The following is a 22,412-nucleotide window of genomic DNA, read 5'->3' on the forward strand; positions in this document are numbered from 1 at the left end:
TTTATAACAGCCTCTCTTCCCCTAGTCGCTTGGCGGTCCAGTTTGCAATAAGCAGCATCGTGACGCTAACGACCGTTTTGAATATACCGCCGGCGGTGGCCATGGAATAGTTCCCTTGAGCAATCCCGTATTTCAAGACAAAGATATCGATCGTTTCCGCCCAGTCGACGACAAGTCCGTTCCCGAGCAGATACTGAATTTCAAATCCGGCTTCCAAAATGTGCCCGACTTGCATAATCAGCAGGATGACGATAGTTGGTTTAATACCTGGCAGCGTGACGTGTCTCATCTTGCTGTATCGGCTTGCGCCGTCTATATCTGCCGCTTCATATAAAGCCGGATCAATAGAGGCCATAGCGGCCAAATAAATAATCGTATTCCAGCCGACCTCTTTCCAAACATGCGAAGCTCCGACGACGCCCCAGAAATATTTCCCTTCGCTGAGCCACAAAATCGGCTCTTTTATCAGATGCAGCTTCATCAGGAGGTCGTTGATAATCCCGTCGGAAGCAAGCGATGTAGCTACGATCCCGGTTACGATAATCCAGGACAAAAAATGCGGCAAATAAGAAATCGTTTGTACCGTTCGTTTCCAAAAAATTTTCTTGATTTCATTCAACAGCAAAGCCAGTATGATGGCGGTTACAAATCCGAGTATCAGGTTGATGATACTCATACCGAGCGTATTTCTCAGTACCCGCAAGAAGTTATCGTCCTGGAACAAAAATTTGAAATGCTTGAATCCCACCCATTTTTGATCGCCGAAATCGAGAGCGGGCTTATAATCCTGAAAAGCCATCGTCCATCCCCAAATAGGGACATAAGCAAACAGGATGATATAAGCTAACAGAGGAACCGACATGAAAATCAATTGTTTCTGGTCTTTAATGAGGGACCATGTAATCGGCTGTTTCTTCGCTTTTTTCGGCTTCCGGAAGGCGCTTTTTTTTGTTAAGGTCTCATCCATGTTCTTTTCTCCCCACAAAGCCTAATATTTCGGAAAATGGAAGGCGGTTAGCCTTCCATTTTCCGATTTAAACCAATACCTTATTTCACGGTCCAGGTGTCGATTCTCCATTGCAGAACTTCATTGATGCGGTCTTCGTAAGCTTTGATATTGAGCTTGCCGATTTCCTTGGCATAGTCGCTCCATACGGCTTCAAATTCCGTCGGTTTGGCCAATATGGCTTTCGGCAAATATTTGGTCGATAGATCGTTTTGCTTCGTATTGACGATTTTTGCTTCAGAGCCTTCCACCAGATCCACGGACCATGCCGGATAATAAATCGGGTTTTCCGGCGCCGGGCTGAAGAAATCGACATAGCTGTTATAGCCGTAAGCTTCAAGGAACTTCTTGTCATACTCTTTCAAACCCGCTTTATATTCTTCAGGCTGGGCAGCCGCATCCGTAGCATTGCCGTCCTCGAAGTAACCTTGCATTTTCGGACTAAATTTATAGAAGGCATCCGCTTTGTTAGCCAGCTTCCAAGTTGCGTCCGTGAAGTCATCACGTTGTTCCTGGGTTTTCATGAACCTGCTTTCTTCGTTCACGATATAATCTTCGCCCTCAATCCCCCAGGAGAGAACTTTTTGCCAATCTTCTTGAATCATACGGTCCCACATTTTGAGAATTTGGACTGCTTTATCTTTGCCGTTGACGCTGATCCCGAATCCGTTGTTCAGATTAAGCGCCGGACGGTCCAAATAGTGGTCCTTCGTGTTTTTGTCATAAACCAGTGGAAGTCCAACATAGGTTCTTTCCAGTTTTTGCTGGGTGGTCAAAGCATCTTCTGCAGTTTGGAAGTTCCAATGTTGATCAAACATCCCGAGGACAGTTCCACTGGAAATCTTGGCCAAGTATTGGTCGTAGTTTTGAGTAAACGTTTCTTTGTCAACCAAGCCTTGCGCATTGACTTCGTTCAGCTTTTGATAATATTGCTTAGCGGAGTCTTTATCCGCAAAAATTTCCGCTTTACCGTCTTTAACGACAACGCCGCCATCATTCGGCTGACCAATTAAATGTTGTGGAGCGTTGAACAGGCCCCAGTTTCTCCAGTCATAGTTCAAAATTTCAAAACCGATCGTCGGGCTGCCGTCGATGGTCGGGTACTTCTCTTTATACTTGGCGATCAGGTCGAAATACTCGTCAAGCGTTTTAACTTGAGGATATCCGGCATCTTCCAAAACGGCCTTTTGAACCCAGAAAGCCGGTCCGGAATACCAAGTAGTGCTCACTTCGCCGTTATATGCCCCATAGTTCGGCAGGATGTAGATATGACCGTCGTTAGGGTCCTTCATCATGTTCCAGTACTTTTCATAGTGTTTCTTCAAATTCGGGGCGTGTTCTTCAATGAGGTCTTCCAGCGGAATAAAGGCGCCGGCAGCCGTAAGCTTCGTATTTGCCGTCATAATATCCGGATAATCAGAACCGGCAATCATAACGCCGAGCTTTTGGTTAATATCTCCAGCCAGGAATTCCATTTTGATAGTAACTCCCAGTTCGTCTTTAATCTTTTTGTAGATCTTGTTGTCCGGTGTCGGTTGCTGGCCGGCTTCCCCGATAAATGCCGTGATTTCGAGCGGTTCAACCTTATCTCCGGTATTGTTTCCGGATTCTGCCTGCTTGCCGTTATTGCCGCTTCCGGAATTTGCAGCATTGTTGTTGCCGCCGCATCCCGACAGGATGACGCTGAGCGATAACAACATGATCATGCTAAGCCGGAAAATCGATTTGGACTTGCCCCCCATGTAAAGCACCTCCGCATATATTTGTTACATCCAGACTTGAAAGCCCTTTCATGTAACTTATCTTTATTTTAAAAGCGCTACCAAAATGGAACTATATCGCAATTAAAGCATTAACCCCAAAAATATTAGATTCTGTTTTTAAACTCGTTTGGTGAGACTCCCATCCTCTTCTCAAATTGTTTCAAAAATTGCCCGTAATTGGAGTAACCGAGTTGTTCGGCAATCTCGCTGTTTTTTAGCCGGTTCTGCTGCAGGAGCGCCACGGCTTCCTCAATCCGCAGATTGTGCACCAGCTCGTTAAAGCTGATTCCGTTTTTCCGCAACAGAAGTTGTCCCAAATACACCGGATGCAGGTAAAATATCTCGGACAGCATTTTGATGGTCAAGGCCTCCCGGTAGTGTCCGCGAATGTATTCATTGATTTCCTGGATGATGCCTTGCGACCTGCGCATCTGCTCCTGGAGCATCAAATCGATGGTATCCTTGCCGCAATGAAGCAAATAACCCATCAAGTCCTCAAGGAGAAGAACCGCATCGGATAAGCCGGACAGCAGCGAATTGTATTTCTCCAATAGCGAAGATGCCGGCTCCCCGTCCAAACCTTGCAGGTACTCCATGATTTTGTACATCAGATGAATGACAATTTTCTTGACGATTTCGGGAGCCATCGCCATTTCCCGGAAGCTCTGGACTGCCGAGCTTACGGCGTCCTCCAGTCCGGAGATATCCAGTAAATTCATCGCGCCAATGATTCCGTCCATAAGCCGGATCTGATCATAATGGTACTGAAAAACATGATTTCCGACCGACTCATATTTTTTGATTTCCGCGTAGCCGGAGTCATAGAAATTGTGCAAAATGGCCGCCCTGGCCGTTTTATAACAACTATTCAATCCAACCAGCGATGTCTCGCCGGCTCCTGTAGACATAAAAACACGATAGGGAGAATAAGACTGCGATAATTGAGTCAGGATGGCCCATGCTTCATTCTCATCCCCCCTTGCGGGAGTATAACCGTATACAATGCCAAAGCAGTGCATTTCCAAATCAACCAGATACATCGCATCCTGGTTCCGCACCAAAGAAGCCGCCGTTTCCCGCGACGGGGCATACAGCGGCGGATCACATTGGACGAGGCAGAAGTTCCACGCCTCCCGGCTGGCAGACAAGCGTTCCAGGACGGTCAGATCGGCGACGGATTGCGGTTCCTCCATCGCCGCTTTTTTAAGCAAGCTGACCGTTTCTTCGTAAGATGCGATTTGGCTGATGTGTTGTTCTTCGTATTCCTGAAGAAGCTCTTGATACGCCGCCTGGAGCTCTTTCTCCGCTTCATCTTGTTCGATTGGCTTCAGCAAATAATGGGCGATGCCATAACGCATCGCCCTCCGGGCATAATCAAATTCGCTATAACCGCTCACAATGACGAAGCTGATCTTCCGGTCGCCGTTCTTTTGCCAGGACTCGATCATTTCCAGCCCGTCCATAAGCGGCATGTTCACATCGGTAACCACGAGGTCCGGATTCAATTCCCCGATACTTCTTAATCCCTCGGCCCCGTTGCCGCAGGTTCCGACAATTTCAAAGCCTAGCCGCTCCCAATCGATCCATAGCTGCATGCCTTCCAAAGCTCCCGGTTCATCGTCAATCAAGAGCACTTTAAATCTCATGCTCATTCCTCCTCGTCCATTCCTTCTTGTTGATTCAATTGCTTGATCGGGATTTCAAAGGAGACCTCCGTTCCTTCATTCGGTTGGCTCGCAATGTCAAAACGCACCAAATCATCGTAATAAAGCTCCAGTCTTCGATACACGTTCCGGATACCGATACTGTTGCCGGAGACATTCTCGCTTCGTACGGCCAGTATCATCTCCCTCAGCTTGCCCGGCTCGATCCCCTTCCCGTTATCGGAAACGGCAATGCGGAGCCGGCCTTCGATGAGCGTTGCGCTGACCGTGATGATTCCCGCCTCATCAACGGCTTGAATCCCGTGCTTGCAGGCATTTTCGACCAGCGGCTGGATGCTCATTTTCGGAATTTTATAGTGCATTACGTTCTCGTCGATATCAAACCGGTATTCGAATTTGTCCCTGAACCGGAACTTCTCGATTTTGAGGTACATATCGGTAAACAGGATCTCTTCCTCCAAGGTGACCAGGTCCTCTTTCCAGCTAAGCAGCCTCCGCAACAGCTTGGACAAACTCTTGATTATATCCGTGACTTCGGAATAATCATACTTGGTGCAGACGACCAGGATCGCATTCAGCGTATTGAAGAGAAAATGAGGGTTCATCTGGCTTTGCAGGAAGTTTAATTCCGCACGCACCCGTTCCATCTCCAGGCTTTTCTTCTGAATCTCCAATTTATAGACGTTGTTGATCAGGGAGTTGATCCGAGCGGTCATCATATTGAAATTCTGGATCAATCCGCCGATCTCATCGCGCCCTTCGTCAATCCAGATCAGGTCAAACTTCTCGTTCGTGACCTTCTGCATATGCCGGGACAACCGTTTTACCCGGTAGTTATAAGATCTGAGCATAATGTAGATAAAAACGGACGTAAATAGCGTGATAACCGCGGCCAAAACACCGATGGAAATCTGCATGTCCAGCATAGCCTTGGTCACGCGCGTTCCCTGAGTGATGCCGACCAGCTTCCACCCCTTCACATATCGGGCCGTGCCGATGGATACCGTATGGACATCTTTTTCCTTCGGTTTGCCGCTTAACTGAAACAACGGATAGGCATCGGTAACTTCCCGCTGATAGCCGCTTTCCGCAGACATAATGATCTCGTTCTTCTCGTTGACCAGATACAGATCCAGATACTCCTGTTCCCGGACAATCACATCATAGATTTTACTGAGGTCGATATCGATGCGCAGCAGCTTGTAATACTTATCGAAAGTATCGAAGTAGTCCATTTCTTCAATCACACTAAGGTAAGGAACCGTGGAGGTCCGGTTGTTCACTTCGGCAGCCCGATAGGCGGCCACCATAACAGGATCGCCGGATTCGTTCCATAACCGGTACCAATCGCTATTTTTAACCTCCTGATCAATCACATGGTAGTTCCCCCCAGAGACGATCGTAGGATTATTCGTATAGATACCGATGCGCAAAAGCTGATTGTTTACCGGAATATAGCTGCTTAACCGGTTGCGGAGCTGTTCATCGAACGTCTCATAAAAATCTACGGGGTTTTGATAAGTCCGGTCCAGCATTTCGTAAAGCGTTTTGTCGGTATTCAAGGCGTGGCTGACGGCCACTCCGCCGTCCATGAAATCATGGATATCCTTTCTGGCCCGTTCCAGCGAAATTTCCAAGTTCTGCTGCTCCCTCTCCTTGATGAGGTCGGACATCCGGTTCATGACTACGAGATTAATGATGATGATCGGCAGCAGTACGCCGACCAGATAGATCAGGATAAATTAATAATTGAGCGGGATATCGTTCACGATTTTTCTGAACTTGAATCGTCTTTTCACCATGTGTACACCGTCCTGCTAATGATCTGCCGGTTTGTTCTCTGCTGCATGCTTATATGCCGAGGGCAGCATCCCCGTGCTGCTTTTAAATTTGCTAATAAAATAATCCGTGTTCGGATAGCCGACCTGCAGCGCCACATCGGATATTTTGATCTGCGTTCGCTTGAGCAGGCTTTTTGCTTCCTCAATTCGTTTTTCGTTCAAGTATTCGTTGAATGGTTTGCCGGTTTCTCTCTTGAACAATTGTCCCAAATAGGTAGCGTTCATATGAAAATGCTTGGCCAAATCCTGAAGCTGCAGCTTGTTCTTGTATTCCCGGTCCACGTATTGAATGACATGAAAAATCGTATTGTTCTCGTTTTGCCGGGTCAGCCGGGAAAGGAAGGAAGCCGCCTCCAGACACAAATCCTGAACGTACGACTTTAATGCAGGATAATTGCTTATGCCGCTCAGGCTACCATGCTGTTCCCACATCGTTTTCATCAAAACGTCCGGCTCCCCGTTCATATCCGCAACCTTTCGGCACAGCGTCAGCTCAAGATCGGCAATATGCGCCTTGGCGATTTCTATCTCCTGGAGACCTGAGGCAAAAGAGCCCAGGATCTCGTCAACCGGGCCACGGATTTTGCCCGCATCGTCGGCCGTTACCTTTTCGGCCAGCTGTTTGATCTTCTCCTTGTAGACATCAACCGCCCCTGCCGGCTGCTTGCAGTACTTATAGTAAAATACACCCTCTTTATCCTGGCTGCGCTTGGACTTGCCTACCTCCAGCGTTTGCAGGTACAGACTGCGGATCGACGAAATCCCCTTCAAGGTATCGCTTAACGTTATAATAACAGGCTGCGACAAGCTGTCGGACAAGTCCCTGTGCATCCGTAAAACAATCTCCTCCAGAACGGCAGACCGATAATTATCCTCCGGCACGATTACCCCGACTCTGCCCGAGATATCCTGAAAAGATCGGTCCCTCTCTTGCGCAAAATATCCCTGGATCCGCTGCCTTAAATCATCGCAGCCGGGAACAGCTTCAACCAGCACGCATCTTAACTCCATTTTGCGCTCCAAATCAAGGGAACGGGCCGCCTGCTGCTCCAAGGCCTCGTTATATTCACCCTGAATCAGCCGGTTCAGGAGATTATTCTTGAATAGAAACTGCACGCGGCTTTGGCTTTGCTCCGCAGCAAGCTCCTCCCGTATTCTTTTTCCAATCTGATCCAATATCGTTTCGATCTCTTCCTCGTCGATCGGCTTCAGTAAATATTCCGCGACCTTATGCCGTATCGCAGTAAGAGCATAATTGAAATTATCATAACCGCTTAATATGACGAACTTGGGCGGCCGGGCCAGCGTCTTGTTGGACTGCTCCACCAGCTCCAGTCCGTTCAGAACAGGCATGTTGATGTCGGTAACGACTAATTCCGGCTTAAGCTCCTGAATCATCTTCAAAGCGTCCGGTCCGTTCAACGCTTCTCCGCATACCTGAAAGCCGTGACTCTTCCAGTTGACCATGGTACGGAGTCCTTCCAGCACCCAGGGCTCATCATCCACCAAAAGCACATTCATCATTATCTGACCGCCTCTTCCAGATTGAACTTTACATCTTTATGAAAGCGTACTCATAGTTTAATGCTACCATACTTGTATGGTAGTGGAAACCAAAACATGCATATGCCGCGTAAATAAAGGCAGCACTGGAAATTCAGCGCTACCTTTATCGAACATTTCGATTCAATTTTATTCCGCAAATATACACCCGACTGCGTATACCGAAGCCTGTTTAATAACCTCCGCGGATATGCTCCGCAACCTCGCCCCGGTAAAATTCACGCAAGCGCCCCGCTTCTCCCGGAGAAAAAGAAGGAACGTCCAGCGTGCCGAGATTATCCTCAACCTGGCGGACGTTTTTAAAGCCCGGAATAACGCAACTAACCTCCGGATGATCGAGGATCCACCGCATGGACGCACGAGCCATATCGCCCCGTCCCTCGGCAATCCAGGACAACCGGGACGCCAGCTCCACGCCTTTGTCAAACGGCAGTCCGGCGAACGTCTCACCCACATTAAACGCTTCGCCGTTCGCGTTAAAGTTACGATGATCGTTCGCACCAAATGTTGTCTGCTTCGTAAACTTGCCGGTCAGCAACCCGCTCGCCAGCGGCAACCGCACCAGGATGCCTGCACCACGCTGCGCCGCTTTAGGAAACAGGGCTTCCGCCGGCTTTTGCCGGAGCAAGTTGAAGATGACCTGCAGCGCCTTCACCCCGGGAACATCCAGACAGAACAGCCCCTCCTCCACCGTTTCGACGCTCACGCCGTAATGACGGATTTTACCCTCGGCCTGAAGCTTATCCAGTTCTTCAAACACCCGGCCATTCTTCAATATCTCAAACGGAGGGCAATGAATTTGGTACAGGTCGATGCGCTCCCGCTGCAAACGCTTGAGACTGCCCTCGCAAAACTCGCGAATCGAAGCTTCAGAGTAGGTGTGGGGATCATGAATATCGCCCGCCCGGCAAAACTTGGTGGCGATATGAATCTCATCCTCTTTGCCTTTGGTCGCTTTCGCAAGTAATTCTTCCGCATGACCGCCGCCATAAACATCCGCAGTATCAAAAAAGTTGACGCCCTGCCCGATGGCAAACTCCAAGCCGCGAAGCGCCTCGGTATCGTCCGAATTGCCCCAGTCGCCGCCAATCCCCCACGTGCCGAAACTGACTTCGCTGACCTGCAGCCCTGTATTCCCTAGTGCCCGATACTTCATCCGTCTATCCCTCCAGGTTCTTGATTTACTTTGTGCACCCACTTTAAGAGAGTAATCAAAAAAGCGCTTTCCTGCAACCAGGGTTGCAGAAAAGCGCTCTTTAACTAAGGATAAAGCTTATTTATTCCGGCCGCGGAATGGAGAACCGCGATCCCACTTTGGCATAGTCGTTGCCGGCAAGCCGGCTTACCGCGCCCAGCTCCGCCGCATTGATCCGGCCATCCTCATACAGAGATTCGTCGATATGAAAGCGGACCACCCGGCCGATCAACAGATCGGCCGCCGGTGCTTCCGCCGTGCCGCCAAGCGGAATCGCCCGCTCCAGCACGCATTCCATCCGGACCTTGGCCTCGGCGACGCCGGGTACCGGAATGCTCTCGCTCGGGACCGGCGTGAGCCCGGCCAGAGTCACCTCGCTCTCCTCCGGAGGGAGCGCCGCCGCCGTCTCGTTGATCTGCCGGATATAGGACTCATCCGCGATATGGACGACGAAGGCCCCCTGATCCGCTGCATTCCGGGCCGTATCTTTAGGGTGGCCCTGTTTGCGCTGAACCGAAACGGACACCATCGGCGGGTCGGCCGTAACGATATTAAAATAGCTGAAGGGGGCCGCATTCAATATGCCGGCCCCGGACAATGTGGTCACAAAGGCAACGGGGCGCGGGATTATGCTGCCCGTCAGCAGTTTATAGTTATCCCGTTCGCTTTGCTGATCCGGATTAATGGATAACATGGCTCCAGATATCCCCCTTCCTTGCTTATGCAAACGTCCGCTGATACCAGGCCGATGCGGCATCGATTTGGGAGGAAGTCAGCTGGTGGCCGGAAGCCTCCCAATGCAGCGTTACCGCTGCCCCTGCTCCGCCAAGCAGGCGTTCTAGCTCCTCCGATTCTTGCGGCGGACAAAGCGGGTCATTCCGTCCCGCACCGATAAAGACCGGTGCTCCGGACAAATCCGGGAGCGGGACGCCCCGGCGCGGTACCATCGGATGATGCAGAATCGCCCCGCGCAGCGCAGCGCCGTAATGAAACAGCAGGCTGCCGGCGATATTCGCGCCGTTGGAATACCCCACCGCCACCAGATTACGGCGGTTAAATCCATAGCTGACGGCAGCTTCATCCAGGAAGTCATTCAGCTCCTTCGTCCGGAACACGAGATCCTCCTCGTCAAAGACACCTTCCGCAAGCCGCTTGAAAAAACGCGGCATGCCGTTCTCCAGTACATTCCCCCGCACACTCAGCACCGAGGATTGCGGCGAGATCATTCCCGCCAGCGGCAGCAAGTCCCGCTCCGTGCCGCCGGTACCGTGTAAGAGTACCAGTACCGGCGCTTCCGAGCTGGTCCCTTGCTGAAAAATATGCTTCATTCCTTATCCTCCTCCAATACCCGAACCTCAATCGGTTCCAAATTCGCTTCGATCAGCGCCCGTTGCTCCTCATACCACTCCGGCAGCATGAGCTTTTCACCCAATTTGCCCGCAGGCTCATCCCGGGCAAAGCCCGGAGGATCGGTGGCAATTTCAAACAGAATGCCGCCCTCTTCGCGGAAATACAAGGCGTTGAAATATTGGCGGTCGACAATCGGAGTGACCTGATAGCCAAGTCCCGCCAGTTTATTTCTCCATGCCGCGTGCTCCTCGTTATCCTTGGCCCGCCAAGCAATATGATGGACGGTTCCGGCACCCCCGGCCCCGTACTCTATCGGCTTTACGTTGATATCGATAATATTACCTAAGTCTCCCGCCGTTTTGTATCGGGCGTAAGACCCTTCCTGCCCTACTTTTTCCATCCCGAGCACTTGTTCCAGCAGATGCGCCGTCTTCTCGGGGAACGCGCTGTACAGAACGGCGCCGCCGAATCCCTTGATACCTTTATCCGCCGGCACGCCGCCGAACGACCAGGTGCTGGCAGAGCCCTCCGCCCGTTCTACCAATTCCAGCAGCAGGCCCGAATTATCCCGGAAATGCAGCACTTTTTCGGAAAAATGCTCTCTGGTTTCAACGGATATTCCGAATCGCAGCAAGCGAGCATGCCAGAAATCATAACTTCCTTCCGGTATCGCGTAAGTCGTGATCCCGACCTGGCCTCCGCCAATCCGGCCCCGCCGCGAGCCCGGGGAAGGGAAAAACGTAATGATCGTTCCCGGACTCCCTTTCTCATCGCCAAAATAGAGATGGTACACTTCGGGAGCGTCAAAGTTAATGGTCTTCTTCACCAGGCGCAACCCGAGCACTCCCGAATAAAAATCGACGGTGGCTTGCGCGCTTTGAACAAATACAGTGATATGATGAATTCCGGTTGTACGTTGAGTCATTTTATTTTCCCCCTCACAAGTATTTTACGAATTCAGCGACAGGTTTACGGTAGCCGCGCGGACGCTGGTTGGAGCTATCTTCTTTGCCAATGGCGATAAGCATCACAGGTACGTGGGCTTCCGAGATATTCAGCGCCTTACGCAAAGCTTCCGGGTCAAAACCGATCATCGGGCAGGTATCCCACCCCAGGTCCTTGGCAATCAGCATCATCTGCATCGCCGACAAGCTGGCATTTCGGATCGCGTCTTCCCTTTGAAATGTTTCGCCCCGCTCTTCGTAGAAGGCAAGCGTGGAATTCACGGTCATATCGTATTCCTGTTTACTGAGCACCCCTAGATTCAGCAATCCCTCATTCAACATGGCTACGTCTTTATAGGCCTCGAGATCCCCCAACACGGCAATCACTGCTGACGCCGTATGCACTTTATATTGCTTATTCGCGGCTTCGTATACTTTTTCCTTAAGGTCCGGATCCTTAACTACGACATAATGGGTGTGCTGCAGGTTGAACGCCGACGGGGCATACTTAACCAGATTGAAGATGTCATCCAAGTCCTTATCGGGAATTTCTACGTCCATTAGAAATTTGTTGGCCGATCTGCGGGTTTTTAATAAAGTTGTAAAATTGCTCATCTTTAGTCTCCTCATTTCTTCGGTTTTTCATGTTTGACTCTGAATTAGAACAACAAGGCATCCAGCGAGTAATCGCCCGCACCGATCAAAGCTACCCCGAGGGCAACGGCAATAATCAGCAAGTTGTATTCATATCCGTTCGCCGTCGACCAGTATCCGTTTTTGCCATGCACCGTGACGATCGCCATAATCATCGTGATCGCTATAAGCACGGCACCGAGAGGAGTCAGAAATCCTGCGGCAAACAAAATCCCGCCGACAAACTCGCCCGCACCCGCCATAACGGCCATCAGCACGCCCGGTTTCAATCCCATCGACTCCATCCAACCGCCGGTGCCTTTCGGCCCGTAACCGCCAAACCAGCCAAACAGCTTCTGCGCACCATGCGCCATAAAAGACAAACCTACGACCAACCGTAAAATCAATAATCCAATAGCTATACTCATTATGAATTTCTCCTTTGATTTTCATTTTATTTTAATTAAAGAATCTCGATATTAAGATATTAGTTCTGAAAGGAGCCCCCAAACCTTCTGCCCGGCTCAGGTACCGGCTCCGCTATTTGAATCCATCTTGGGCATGCTTCCCCAGCTTTTTCAGCAATTGCGAGGCGATCTTCTTTTCCTCGGCGCTGAGTCCATTTGTAGCTTCGGCAATCACTTCAACATGCTTGGGGAATACCTCTTCAATGAACTTCGATCCCTCTTCCGTAACTTCCGCGAAGGTCAGGCGACGGTCTTCCGCGCAAGCTCTGCGGCGGACGAAGTTCCGCTTCTCCAACTTGTCGACGACATAGGTGATATTTCCGCTGCTCATCAGCACTTTCCCGCCGATCTGCTGGATCGGCTGCGGCCCTTTATGGTACAGCAGTTCAAGCACGCCGAACTCCGTACGCGTCAACCCATACTGGCGGATATCCCGGTCCGTGTGGGCACTAACCCATTGGCTCGCCCGAGTCAATGCGATATGCAGATTAAGGGCATCTTCCTGATCGTATGGCATAAGATTACCTCCTTTACACTCCGTTATCTCGATTTGTTTTATCTCGATGTCGTTTATCTTGATATTAAGATAATATATTTAAAATCCTTTGTCAAGCCTTTCAAAAAAAATGGGCAACAATTATTGATCTTTGCCCATTCCGTCAAGATACTTCTCAAATTTACCCCGGCTCATCATTTCATGGCTTATATAACGTCCATTGTAAAAGAAGGCGAACGTTGTCCATGGTGCAGGTGCCCCCTGGGCCTCTTCCCTGGTCCGAAACGGATAGGCCCCGAACGGAATTCCTCGTTCTTCGGCTGCTTGTTTCCACTCAGGAAGAATGCCCGAAGCAAACGGACATTGCGGAGTGTAGTAGATAACGACTCCAGGCTCGTCAACGGTAAGCGATTTGGCAGTGTCCCGAAAAATGGGATCCGGTGCGGCGGCATTCCATTTTAATACGGCCAATTCATAATATGGGCCCGCTTCGTCCATCACCCGGAAACCGTGGTGCAGAAAAAACTTCCTGTCGCTTAAATAAGGTAGCTTCTTGCCGGAAAGCACATGGACGATTCCGTCCATGCCCCTGTTCCGCGCATCCTCGATACAGTGCTCCAACAGCAGGCGTCCATAGCCTTGTCCTTTGTATTTTCCGCTAACCCAGAGGCAATTAATCATCATGTAATTCGGCGCATCCACGGGAACCCAGGCCGCTTCCGCGGGTAAATACTCAATAAACACTTTAGCCCGTTCATCCAACCGGTAAAACACAAGCCCTTCGGTCATTCTGTCTTTCAGCCAATTTTTCTTGCCATGCACGGCCTCTTCATAGGATTTGGCCCCAAGGGCGCAGCAGATGTGCTCCCGATCCAGCATTTCCGGTGTCATCTCCACCATTTCCATGACGTTCTCCCCTTTATTAAAATTTCACGGCAATATAAATTAAAACGACTGCATTCCCCGGGTCGAAATCCTGCAAATCGTATACCTCATAGTCCCCGGTAAAAGTCCGCTTCTCCACCGAGTCCTGAAAATATGCCCAAATTTGGCCCCACGCTTCCGCAACTACGTTTTGCACGGGACCTCTGCGGGATTGAAACACGAGATAGTCGGAGGTCGGGATTACCGCCTGTTGGATGGCGATGCCGGATTCCGAACCGGATTCTCGGACCTTTGCCGTCTCTCGAATTTCATGCCCGATAATAACGGTGTAAGCCCCTGATGCATCGCTCTCATAATCGGTATATAAAGCATAGAGCGTCTTCGGATTTTCCTCGCCGACAACCGCCGAAATGTTCTCCCGGTAATAACGGCTCCATAACTCCGGCAAGCATCCGTTCGGCCCCGCCTCCGCCGCATTCGTCGTTCTGGCCCCGATCCCGGCCAGTCTGATCTCCGTTTGTCCAACATATTTTGTAGTCATCATGATTCTTTGCACCCTCCCCTATGGATATTTTCATTCTACAAAGGTAAAGTGGACATCTGTATGTCCAGTTTATCGGAAGGCAGGGTCAAAAGATTAGCGTCAAATGATACACCAAGCTCTTGTCTATATATCAATATATCAGCATTCTTGTTGATATAGGGCAATAATCCGCTCCGCCCGGGTTTTGATTTCCTGCGCTACAGAAACGGGATGCTCGACTTTAACGAAATCGCCGAAGCCAAGAATCATGGAATAAAACCACTCGTCCAGCGAAAAGATCGCCTGAACCGCAAAATCCCCGCCCTGCATCGGAACGATTTGTTCTGGAGAAAACATGTCCCCCATCCGATAACGGGCTTCAGGCCGAAAGATCAGCCTGACCTCGCATTCTTCCTTGTGGGACCAGGCCGGATTCCAGCTATAACCGTCCAATACCGGAGCATCCCTCGGGGTAAAAGACTCCGGCAGCAGCGACAATTCCGTTACTCGGGACAACCGGAACATCCGGAAATCCCCGCGCATCCGGCAATATCCCTGCAGATACCAAGCCGACCCTTTCATAACAAGCGCTGACGGTTCCACAATGCGGGCGTTCTCCGTTCCATCCTGGTTGATATAGCTTAGCTTCGCCAGGTGTTTATCCTGAACCGCTTGCCTGAGCAGCGTTACTTTTTGCTTGACGGCAGGTCCCTGACCCCAAGGCTGGAAATCAAAAACCAGGCTCCCCCCTTTGGACTCCCAAACCGATTTGTCCGCAGGTTGCAGCAGCGTTTTGAATTTTTCCTGCAAATCGCTATAAGTCCGGTCCTCCATCGCCTGGGTTACTCCTTGAATGGCAGCGAGAAGCGAAGAGACTTCCCCCTGGGACACCAGATGCCGGTCCAGTTTATACCGGTCCATAATTTCGAATCCGCCGCTGATTCCCTGCACGGCCATTACCGGAATGCCCGCCCGGTTTAACGTTTCCATATCCCTATATATCGTTTTGACGGACACTTCAAACCGTTCCGCCAGTTCTTTGGCACTCATCCGGCCCCGGTTCAACAGCAAGACCGTCATAGCCAGCAAACGTTCCATTTTCACCGTGGTGCCCTCCTTTCTCTTCAAAACAAGCTACTGCTGCAGACCCGTGTTATCGAGCATGTAACGCATGCCCCTCACCTCGTTCACGCGTCCGTGCAAATTAACTGTATTTCTCCCAGCTAATTACTTCGTCTTCCTCCATTGAACTAAATTAGCCGGAAAACATCCATCTAATTTTGCCGAAATTCGATAAGCTAAGCGAAAATGGGGCAAATAGCTGTAGAGTTTCCAGCTAAATGTCACGAATCGCATGAAACAGCAGAATTAACTGGAGTTTTCCCTGTTAATTTTCTCTAACGCAGCGTTATGGGCAATAAGAAAGCCCGGCGATCCGCCGGGCTTTACTTACGTTCCTTACCACCATCTATTCCATTGTAACTTACTTATTTCGCCGTATATCCGCCATCGATCGGAAGCTCAATCCCGGTAATGTAGGACGATTCGTCCGAAGCCAGAAACAATACGCCTGCCGCTATGTCTTCCGCGAGACCCAGACGAGGAAGCGGGGTCACGGAATGGAACCAGGCTTTCATTTTCTCGTCTTCCATCAATCCTTCGGTCATCGGCGTTTGGATAATGCCCGGATGCACGGAGTTGCAGCGAATGTTGTGCTTAGCAAAGTCAACCGCCGTGGCTTTTGTAAGCATGCGCACGGCGCCTTTACTTGCAGTGTACGGGCCTGCTCCATTACCGCCGGTCAAGCCGGCGATGGAAGAAATATTCACGATGGAACCTCCGCCATTATCGATCATGTGCGGAATGACGTATTTTTGACCCAGGAACACGCTCTTGATATTAATGTCCATAACCTTGTTCCAAAGTTCGACTGTAGTGTCCATCATCGGCGTAGGACTGGAAATGCCGGCATTGTTGATCAAAATGTCGATTTTACCGAACTTCGCAACCGCTTCGTCCACTACGCGCTTCCAGTCGTCTTCGGAAGTTACATTGTGAACCACGCCGAGGGCTTCGCCGCCGTTTTGATTAATTTCTTCCGCAGCAGCCAGGACTTTATCTTCCTGAATATCCGTAATGACTACCTTGGCTCCTTCCCTGGCAAAAAGAAGCGCATCGGCTTTCCCCATGCCTCCGGCGGCACCTGTAATAATAGCTACTTTATTATCTAATCTCCCCATGTTGAGTCCTCCTGATTTTAGTTAGTCTCGATGGTATCCGGCTCCTAACCGGGATTTTTCTGTAAAGCGTCAAGCATCTTTTGGTAGGATGCCACTAGCAAATCCAACTCGCGCTCGGTGAATTGTGACCAGAGATGGCGCGTCAGTTCCTTGTACTTTGTTAACAACCGCTTCTCCACTTCCCGGCCCTGTTCCGTCAGGGACAGGTTTACGCTCCGCCGATCCGTATCGGACGTTCTCCGCTCAAGGTATCCCTTACGGACCAATTTATTCGTCAGATTGGTCACGGCGGGCAAAGTTACGTCCAGCTCTTGAGCCAACTCCGAGCTATTCCTCTGTTCGGTCTTGCTCAAAATTTGCAGAATCAGATATTGCTGCGCAGTAAGATCGGGATCCAGCAATTTGCCGTATGAGACCACGAACTTAGTCATCTGTTGCGACAACATAAATGAGAGTAAATCACCTTTGTCCAGCCTGATCACCTCAGCATCATAAAATAATAGTTATTACCTTTAAATAGTTAATACCGTTTAACTATTAGAATTTAATAATACTTCTCATTTCGGAGCGAGTCAAGAATGTCATGGTGGGAGTTGCTGCCTTTGTATCCTTTAACATGGAAGATGGACCTGATTATCCTTTATAATAAAAAAACAAAATAAACTAAATCTAAATAGGAGGGAATAGAAATGGAACTTCAAAACAAAACAGCTATTATCACAGGTGCGGGCAAAGGAATCGGTAAGGCGCTAGCTGTTGCGCTCGCCAAGGAAGGCGTAAATCTCGGTTTGATCGCGCGCACTGCATCGGACTTGGAATCTTTGCAGCAAGAACTCGGCAAAACATATGGAATCAAGGTACTTATCGCTCCGGCCGACATTTCCGAGCAAGCCGAGGCTGCTGCTGCCGTGTCCAAGCTCATCGGAGAGCTTGGTTCCGCGGATATTTTGATCAACAATGCAGGGATCGCCCAATTTGGCACCTTGATGGATATGGACCCTGCAGACTGGGAGCGAATCATCCGCATAAATCTGATGGGTACTTATTATGTTACCCGTGCCGTCCTGCCTCATATGCTTGAAAAACAAAGCGGCGACATTATCAATGTCGCTTCTACAGCCGGGGAACGCGGCTTTGCAACCGGTTCGGCTTATTGCGCCTCCAAATTCGCCCTGCTCGGGTTGACCGAATCTCTGCTGCAAGAGGTCCGCAAATCCAACATCCGCGTCGTCGCCCTTACCCCTAGTACGGTGAATACCGAACTTGCCGAAAAGGCAGGGCTCAAAATCGGAGACGAAGACCGGATGATGCAGCCGGAGGATGTTGCCGAGCTCGCCTTGGCCACGCTGAAGCTGCCGAAGCGGGTCTTCGTCAAAACCGCGGGGATCTGGACCACCAACCCGCAGTAAGCAGATATGCTCACATTAAAATCCCGCCGTCCAAGTTAATGGATGGCGGGATTTTTTACGGTCTTATTTCTTCCGGACTCCCGCCCGCGGCCCTACGTTCACGAATACATTGATAGCGAACAAAATAACGCTCACCACGACCAGCGTCGCGCCGATCGGGATGATCGCTTCAAACGACTCCTTGCCCTCCGGCACTAAAGCGAGACCGATCATCATAATGGGAAGGCCGATGGAATGGACCCAAAACTGGATTTTACCCAACATGCTTGCGGCCGCTTTTCGGAAATAGCCGGTAAATCAGGCCTGCGATTCCTCACATTGTATTCACGCGAGCCGCCATTCATGACCACTCCTCCGGAAGCAACCGGGCATAATGGGGATGCAGATACCGGTCGTCCACCAGGAGCAGCACGCCCTGATCGTTCTCCGAACGAATAAGCCGCCCTCCAGCTTGAAGCACTTTGTTCATCCCGGGAAAAACATAAGCATAATCGAATCCGTCCTTGTCCTGCTCATTAAAATAATCCCGGATGATGTCCCTCTCCAAACCGATTTGCGGGAGCCCGACACCAACCACGGCCACTCCGGTCAAACGGTCGCCCACCAGGTCGATGCCTTCCGAAAATATGCCGCCCATCACCGCAAACCCAACCAGCGTTTCCTTATTCCCGGCATCAAAAGCGGCCAGAAAATCTTCCCGTTCCTGTTCGGACATGGCTCCTTGCTGCAACAGGAAACGGACATTCTCCATAGGCTTGGCGGTAACTTGTTCATAGATGAGATTCATATAAGCATAAGAAGGAAAAAAATACAGATAGTTGCCGGAGCGCCCGAGAGCCAGCCGTCTCAGCAATTGCGCGAGCGCATCCTTGGTCTGCTCCCGGTCCCGGTACCGGGTCGAGAGCGGATGAATTGTCACGTCCAGTTGCTCGCGGGCAAACGGCGACGGAATCGAGACCGTATAATCCTCCGGCGTTGCGCCCAGCATATCCCGATAATAGGATAATGGCGACAGGGTGGCCGAGAACAGGATCCGGGAGCGAAATCCTTTTCCCATCTCCCGCAGCAGGTGCGAGGGATCGAGGCAGAACATTTTAATTCTCAAGTCCTTGGCAGTGACCTCCGCATAAGTAACATAGCGCTCGTCATACAATTTGCCGGTTCGGACAAAGCTCTGTGCGGCAAAATAGGTTTGCAGCAGCAACGCCGCCTCTTCCGTGCCAGCAGATGCCGGGCCGGGAGATGCCAGTTCCTGCTCCGCGTGGAGGACGAAGTCCTCGGCCAGCGCAAGCAATTCCTCCGGCTTGTTCCGGTCGATCCGGTGCGGTCCTTCCGTCTCTTTGCGCAAGGTGATGAAAAACCCGTTGACCGCCTTAGCTGCACGGTTTACCGCGGGGTTCACCCCTTTGTATCCCCGCTGCAAGGCCAGAAAATCGGCTTTATTCAGCTCCGCCGAGTACATTTCGCGTGCCCGGTCCACAAGATTGTGAGCCTCGTCCACCAGCAGCGCCGTCCGGCTCTTTTGCTCGCCGAACATTCTTTTTAAGGATACTTTGGGATCGAATATATAGTTATAATCGCAGATCACCGCATCCGCCGCATAGGCGAGATCCAGCGAATATTCGAATGGGCAAACCCGATGCTTGCGCGCGTACTTCTCGATCATCTGCCGCCCGATTAACGTCTCATGGGCCAGGATATCCAGCACGGCGCCATTAATCCGGTCGTAATATCCGTCCGCATACGGACAGTCCTCTTTCCGGCAGCTAACCTCCTCCTGAAAGCAAACCTTTTCCTTCGCAGTAATCGTAACGGCATGCAGATGCAGGCCTCCCGACTGCATAAGCGCAAAAGCCTCCTCGGCCGCGGTACGGGTAATCGTCTTGGCAGTCAGGTAAAACAGATGCTGCAAATGCCCCTCCCCGATTGCTTTTATGGCAGGAAATGTAGTGGAGATCGTTTTTCCGATTCCGGTAGGCGCCTTGGCGAACAGGCTGACTTTCTCTTCGATCGTCTTGTAGACCGCTCCAGCCAGTTTTCGCTGACCGGCCCGGTATGCCTTAAACGGAAAAGCCAGATCCGCAATGCTCCGGTCCCTGGCTTCCCGGTGGCTCTTCAGCATGTTAGCGAAAGGCGCATATTGAGCCACCACATCCTGCACGAAAGACTCCAGCTCGGCAAAATCCGCCTCCCGGCGATACCGTTTCAGTTCACCGGACGGGAGCTGCATGTACGTCAACTGAACCCTCATCCGCGGCAAATCGCGCGCTCTGGCCACCATGTACGCATAGCATTTGGCCTGCGCCCAATGCACCGGATACGTCTCTTCCGTAATGAGCGCCAGGTCGCCCGAGGTGGACTTAATCTCATCGATCGTCATCAGCCCGTCCTCTTCCGCAAGCAGCCCATCGCAACGTCCATCCACGACAAAGAGGAGATCCCCGCAAGGAATCTCCGCCGATACATACACTTCCTTCTGATCCATCTCCCCATACTGCCGCTGCACCTGTTGATGGGCCTTCGTCCCTTCGACCAGCGCGGTCATTGTACGGAACCCGCTGTCCAGATCCCCGCTGCGGAACACATACTCCACCAAGGGCCTTACCGCTATATTTATCACCGGATTGATCATTGTTTCACCTGCTGTACTTTAGTAGAACATTTGTTCTAAGTATAGCATAGATTCGTGGAGAAGCAGTATTGAGTTTGTTCAGCGTATGGAGGCATGGGAGTCCTATTTGATTAATATGATACGCCTACCTCCCTGTTACCGGGTCAGCACGATTTTGTAATCTTTCTCCAAATACTTATGAATCCTTTGAAAATCGGCAGGGGTTAGTTCATTCAATCGCTTGCCCTGTTTCAGCTCCCGGCCCAGAATGATACCGATGGTTTGACCTGCAAGAGCCGTCGTCGGCACAATCCGGGCGCTGCCATAGGCTTTGATGGTGGCTCCGACATTTTTCCCGGCGACGAGCACATTGCCATAAGACTTCATAGTGAAAGAACGAAGAGGTATGCCGTAACGATCCGGCTTTCCGTACCCGACGCCCTTTTTGACTATACGGGTAGCTTGCAGATCAACGGCGTAGCCGCCTACAGTGACGTTATCCCAGAACATTCGGCCCGACATCAAATCAGGGTAATCCAGAACATACTCCGTCACGTACCGATTGTAATCGCGGATATACAAGTATTCCGGAAATCCATTCAATTCCGCGTTCGCAAAACCGGGAATATTTTTTTGTAAATACTTAAGAATATAGGGGGCTTCCGCCTTGCTCTTGTTTACGGCCGTTTCCACGGATTTAGGATCCGATGGATCTACATCATATACCAGCAATCCGTTAATGATGACTTCTCCGTCTTTTTGATAGGTAGCATTCAACCCCCGCAGCATCAGTTGCGAATCAAGAGGTTTGTATTTAAAGGTAATGTTGCTGAATCCTGCGGCAAAATCCCAATCCACATAAGTATTAGCGCCATACTTTTTGCGAACATTGGTCAGCGGATAATCCTGTAAAACGGTCTGGTGAAGCTTGCTCCAATTTACATTTTTAAATTTTAGCATGTAGGTAGCCGCCATATAATCGGGCTTCTTCCCGTTATAGATACTCTCCATTCCAGGAATGCGCTTGCCTCCAAGCTGGCCGGTCAAAGCATTGAAGTCCGTATTCTCCACCCAATATTCCGACTGAACCGTAAACTTCGCGCCGTTTTTATTCCGGTAGGTCAAGGACTTTACCGTCTTTATGTCATCTTTCTCCTTAATATCCACGGCTTCGATAGTAATCCCGCTTTTTATGGGGATGTCCCGGATCTGCTTTTGATAAAACTTTTCGAAAGAGGCCAGCTTGCGGACCTTCCCAGCCTTGTAATCCGCATAAAGCTGACTTAATCCCCCCTGAACCAGGCTGCGCTGCTTGTTGTCGTTGGGTTCATCCAATACGATCATCTGGCCTTGAATCAATTCACCGCCAGGCTTGCTTCGCGGATCCAGAATCAATACGTCCAATCCCAAATCCCGGGCCGACTTTGCCAACAATACTCCCTGTAATTCACTTCCGATCACGACTACGTCGTAATGAACAATCTCCTTTTCCGAAGCATGCGCGGCTGATGCCACCTTAGCTCCGGGAAAGAACCCGAGCAGTTGCGCAATCATTGCCGTGACCAATAGTAAGAAGAAAATCCTGAAACCATTGCTCTTTTTCATACCTTATTATTTCTACTCCTTTCCATTCGCCTTTAAAATCAAGGACCACCTTAATAATACTAAAATTAGAAAAATATTACTAACGATAACGACACGCATAAAGGAGATTATGCAGCCCGAAATGATCGGTCATCCTGAAACAATGATCCGCAGGACAGGGACGCCGGAATCGCTCTAAGCCTCCGGCTCATCCGCATGTGCGGTGATCCGGAGGCTT

At 50.4% G+C, this 22,412-nt stretch carries 21 protein-coding genes; 1 reads left to right on the forward strand and 20 read right to left on the reverse strand.

The features are described 5' to 3' along the window. Window position 1 precedes the first annotated feature (1 nt). From DFP94_RS20390 to DFP94_RS20470, 17 genes are all read right to left on the reverse strand, one after another. A complete protein-coding gene (locus tag DFP94_RS20390) occupies window positions 2-967 on the reverse strand; it encodes an ABC transporter permease (RefSeq protein WP_114498327.1) in 966 nt (321 codons plus the stop codon). An 80-nt stretch (window positions 968-1,047) separates the two neighbouring features. Further along, window positions 1,048-2,748: a type 2 periplasmic-binding domain-containing protein gene (locus DFP94_RS20395; protein ID WP_114498328.1), complete on the reverse strand. Its 1,701-nt coding sequence runs from the start codon at window positions 2,746-2,748 to the stop codon at window positions 1,048-1,050. A gap of 125 nt (window positions 2,749-2,873) precedes the next feature. After that, window positions 2,874-4,415: a response regulator transcription factor gene (locus DFP94_RS20400; protein WP_114498329.1), complete on the reverse strand. Its 1,542-nt coding sequence runs from the start codon at window positions 4,413-4,415 to the stop codon at window positions 2,874-2,876. 2 nt (window positions 4,416-4,417) lie between these two features. After that, on the reverse strand, window positions 4,418-6,172 hold the full coding sequence (locus DFP94_RS20405; protein WP_245955014.1) for a sensor histidine kinase: 1,755 nt from the start codon (window positions 6,170-6,172) through the stop codon (window positions 4,418-4,420). A 78-nt stretch (window positions 6,173-6,250) separates the two neighbouring features. Then, complete coding sequence (locus DFP94_RS20410) at window positions 6,251-7,798, reverse strand: response regulator transcription factor (RefSeq protein ID WP_114498330.1); 1,548 nt, start codon at window positions 7,796-7,798, stop codon at window positions 6,251-6,253. 211 nt (window positions 7,799-8,009) lie between these two features. Further along, window positions 8,010-8,993 (reverse strand): aldo/keto reductase, encoded by a 984-nt coding sequence (locus tag DFP94_RS20415; RefSeq protein ID WP_114498331.1) that lies wholly within the window; start codon window positions 8,991-8,993, stop codon window positions 8,010-8,012. A 121-nt stretch (window positions 8,994-9,114) separates the two neighbouring features. Next, window positions 9,115-9,726 (reverse strand): flavin reductase family protein, encoded by a 612-nt coding sequence (locus DFP94_RS20420; protein WP_114498332.1) that lies wholly within the window; start codon window positions 9,724-9,726, stop codon window positions 9,115-9,117. Window positions 9,727-9,751: 25 nt separating this feature from the next. Further along, window positions 9,752-10,360, reverse strand: a complete 609-nt coding sequence (locus tag DFP94_RS20425; RefSeq protein WP_114498333.1) for an alpha/beta hydrolase — start codon at window positions 10,358-10,360, stop codon at window positions 9,752-9,754. Continuing rightward, window positions 10,357-11,307 carry a ring-cleaving dioxygenase gene (locus DFP94_RS20430; protein ID WP_114498334.1) on the reverse strand — a complete coding sequence of 317 codons (951 nt, stop codon included), beginning with the start codon at window positions 11,305-11,307 and terminating at the stop codon, window positions 10,357-10,359. The genes DFP94_RS20425 and DFP94_RS20430 overlap by 4 nt, the downstream gene beginning before the upstream one ends. A 13-nt stretch (window positions 11,308-11,320) precedes the next feature. Next, window positions 11,321-11,941, reverse strand: coding sequence for a nitroreductase family protein (locus tag DFP94_RS20435; RefSeq protein WP_114498335.1), 621 nt, complete (start codon window positions 11,939-11,941; stop codon window positions 11,321-11,323). A 44-nt stretch (window positions 11,942-11,985) separates the two neighbouring features. After that, on the reverse strand, window positions 11,986-12,387 hold the full coding sequence (locus DFP94_RS20440) for a DoxX family protein (protein ID WP_114498336.1): 402 nt from the start codon (window positions 12,385-12,387) through the stop codon (window positions 11,986-11,988). A 112-nt stretch (window positions 12,388-12,499) separates the two neighbouring features. Beyond that, window positions 12,500-12,943 carry a MarR family winged helix-turn-helix transcriptional regulator gene (locus tag DFP94_RS20445; RefSeq protein ID WP_114498337.1) on the reverse strand — a complete coding sequence of 148 codons (444 nt, stop codon included), beginning with the start codon at window positions 12,941-12,943 and terminating at the stop codon, window positions 12,500-12,502. 120 nt (window positions 12,944-13,063) lie between these two features. Beyond that, entirely contained in the window at window positions 13,064-13,828 is a 765-nt protein-coding gene (locus DFP94_RS20450; RefSeq protein ID WP_114498338.1) for a GNAT family N-acetyltransferase, read from the reverse strand. A 16-nt stretch (window positions 13,829-13,844) separates the two neighbouring features. Continuing rightward, window positions 13,845-14,351, reverse strand: a complete 507-nt coding sequence (locus tag DFP94_RS20455; RefSeq protein ID WP_342768267.1) for a GyrI-like domain-containing protein — start codon at window positions 14,349-14,351, stop codon at window positions 13,845-13,847. Between the two features lie 138 nt (window positions 14,352-14,489). After that, complete coding sequence (locus DFP94_RS20460; protein WP_245955015.1) at window positions 14,490-15,428, reverse strand: helix-turn-helix transcriptional regulator; 939 nt, start codon at window positions 15,426-15,428, stop codon at window positions 14,490-14,492. 389 nt (window positions 15,429-15,817) lie between these two features. Next, a complete protein-coding gene (locus DFP94_RS20465) occupies window positions 15,818-16,570 on the reverse strand; it encodes an SDR family NAD(P)-dependent oxidoreductase (RefSeq protein ID WP_114498340.1) in 753 nt (250 codons plus the stop codon). 44 nt (window positions 16,571-16,614) lie between these two features. Beyond that, complete coding sequence (locus DFP94_RS20470; RefSeq protein ID WP_245955007.1) at window positions 16,615-17,001, reverse strand: MarR family winged helix-turn-helix transcriptional regulator; 387 nt, start codon at window positions 16,999-17,001, stop codon at window positions 16,615-16,617. Between the two features lie 258 nt (window positions 17,002-17,259). On the opposite strand from DFP94_RS20470, the gene DFP94_RS20475 reads away from it, so the two are divergent. After that, entirely contained in the window at window positions 17,260-17,979 is a 720-nt protein-coding gene (locus DFP94_RS20475; RefSeq protein ID WP_114498342.1) for a 3-ketoacyl-ACP reductase, read from the forward strand. A 63-nt stretch (window positions 17,980-18,042) separates the two neighbouring features. Here DFP94_RS20475 and DFP94_RS20480 read toward each other — a convergent pair whose 3' ends face one another. The 3 genes from DFP94_RS20480 to DFP94_RS20490 form a co-directional block, all read right to left on the reverse strand. Continuing rightward, window positions 18,043-18,243 (reverse strand): hypothetical protein, encoded by a 201-nt coding sequence (locus DFP94_RS20480; RefSeq protein WP_114498343.1) that lies wholly within the window; start codon window positions 18,241-18,243, stop codon window positions 18,043-18,045. A gap of 76 nt (window positions 18,244-18,319) precedes the next feature. Continuing rightward, on the reverse strand, window positions 18,320-20,611 hold the full coding sequence (locus DFP94_RS20485; RefSeq protein ID WP_245955008.1) for an ATP-dependent DNA helicase: 2,292 nt from the start codon (window positions 20,609-20,611) through the stop codon (window positions 18,320-18,322). A 135-nt stretch (window positions 20,612-20,746) separates the two neighbouring features. Then, window positions 20,747-22,195, reverse strand: a complete 1,449-nt coding sequence (locus DFP94_RS20490; protein WP_114498344.1) for an FAD-dependent oxidoreductase — start codon at window positions 22,193-22,195, stop codon at window positions 20,747-20,749. Window positions 22,196-22,412: the final 217 nt, after the last annotated feature.

This window comes from Fontibacillus phaseoli, from assembly GCF_003337355.1.
Lineage (GTDB): Bacteria > Bacillota > Bacilli > Paenibacillales > Paenibacillaceae > Fontibacillus > Fontibacillus phaseoli.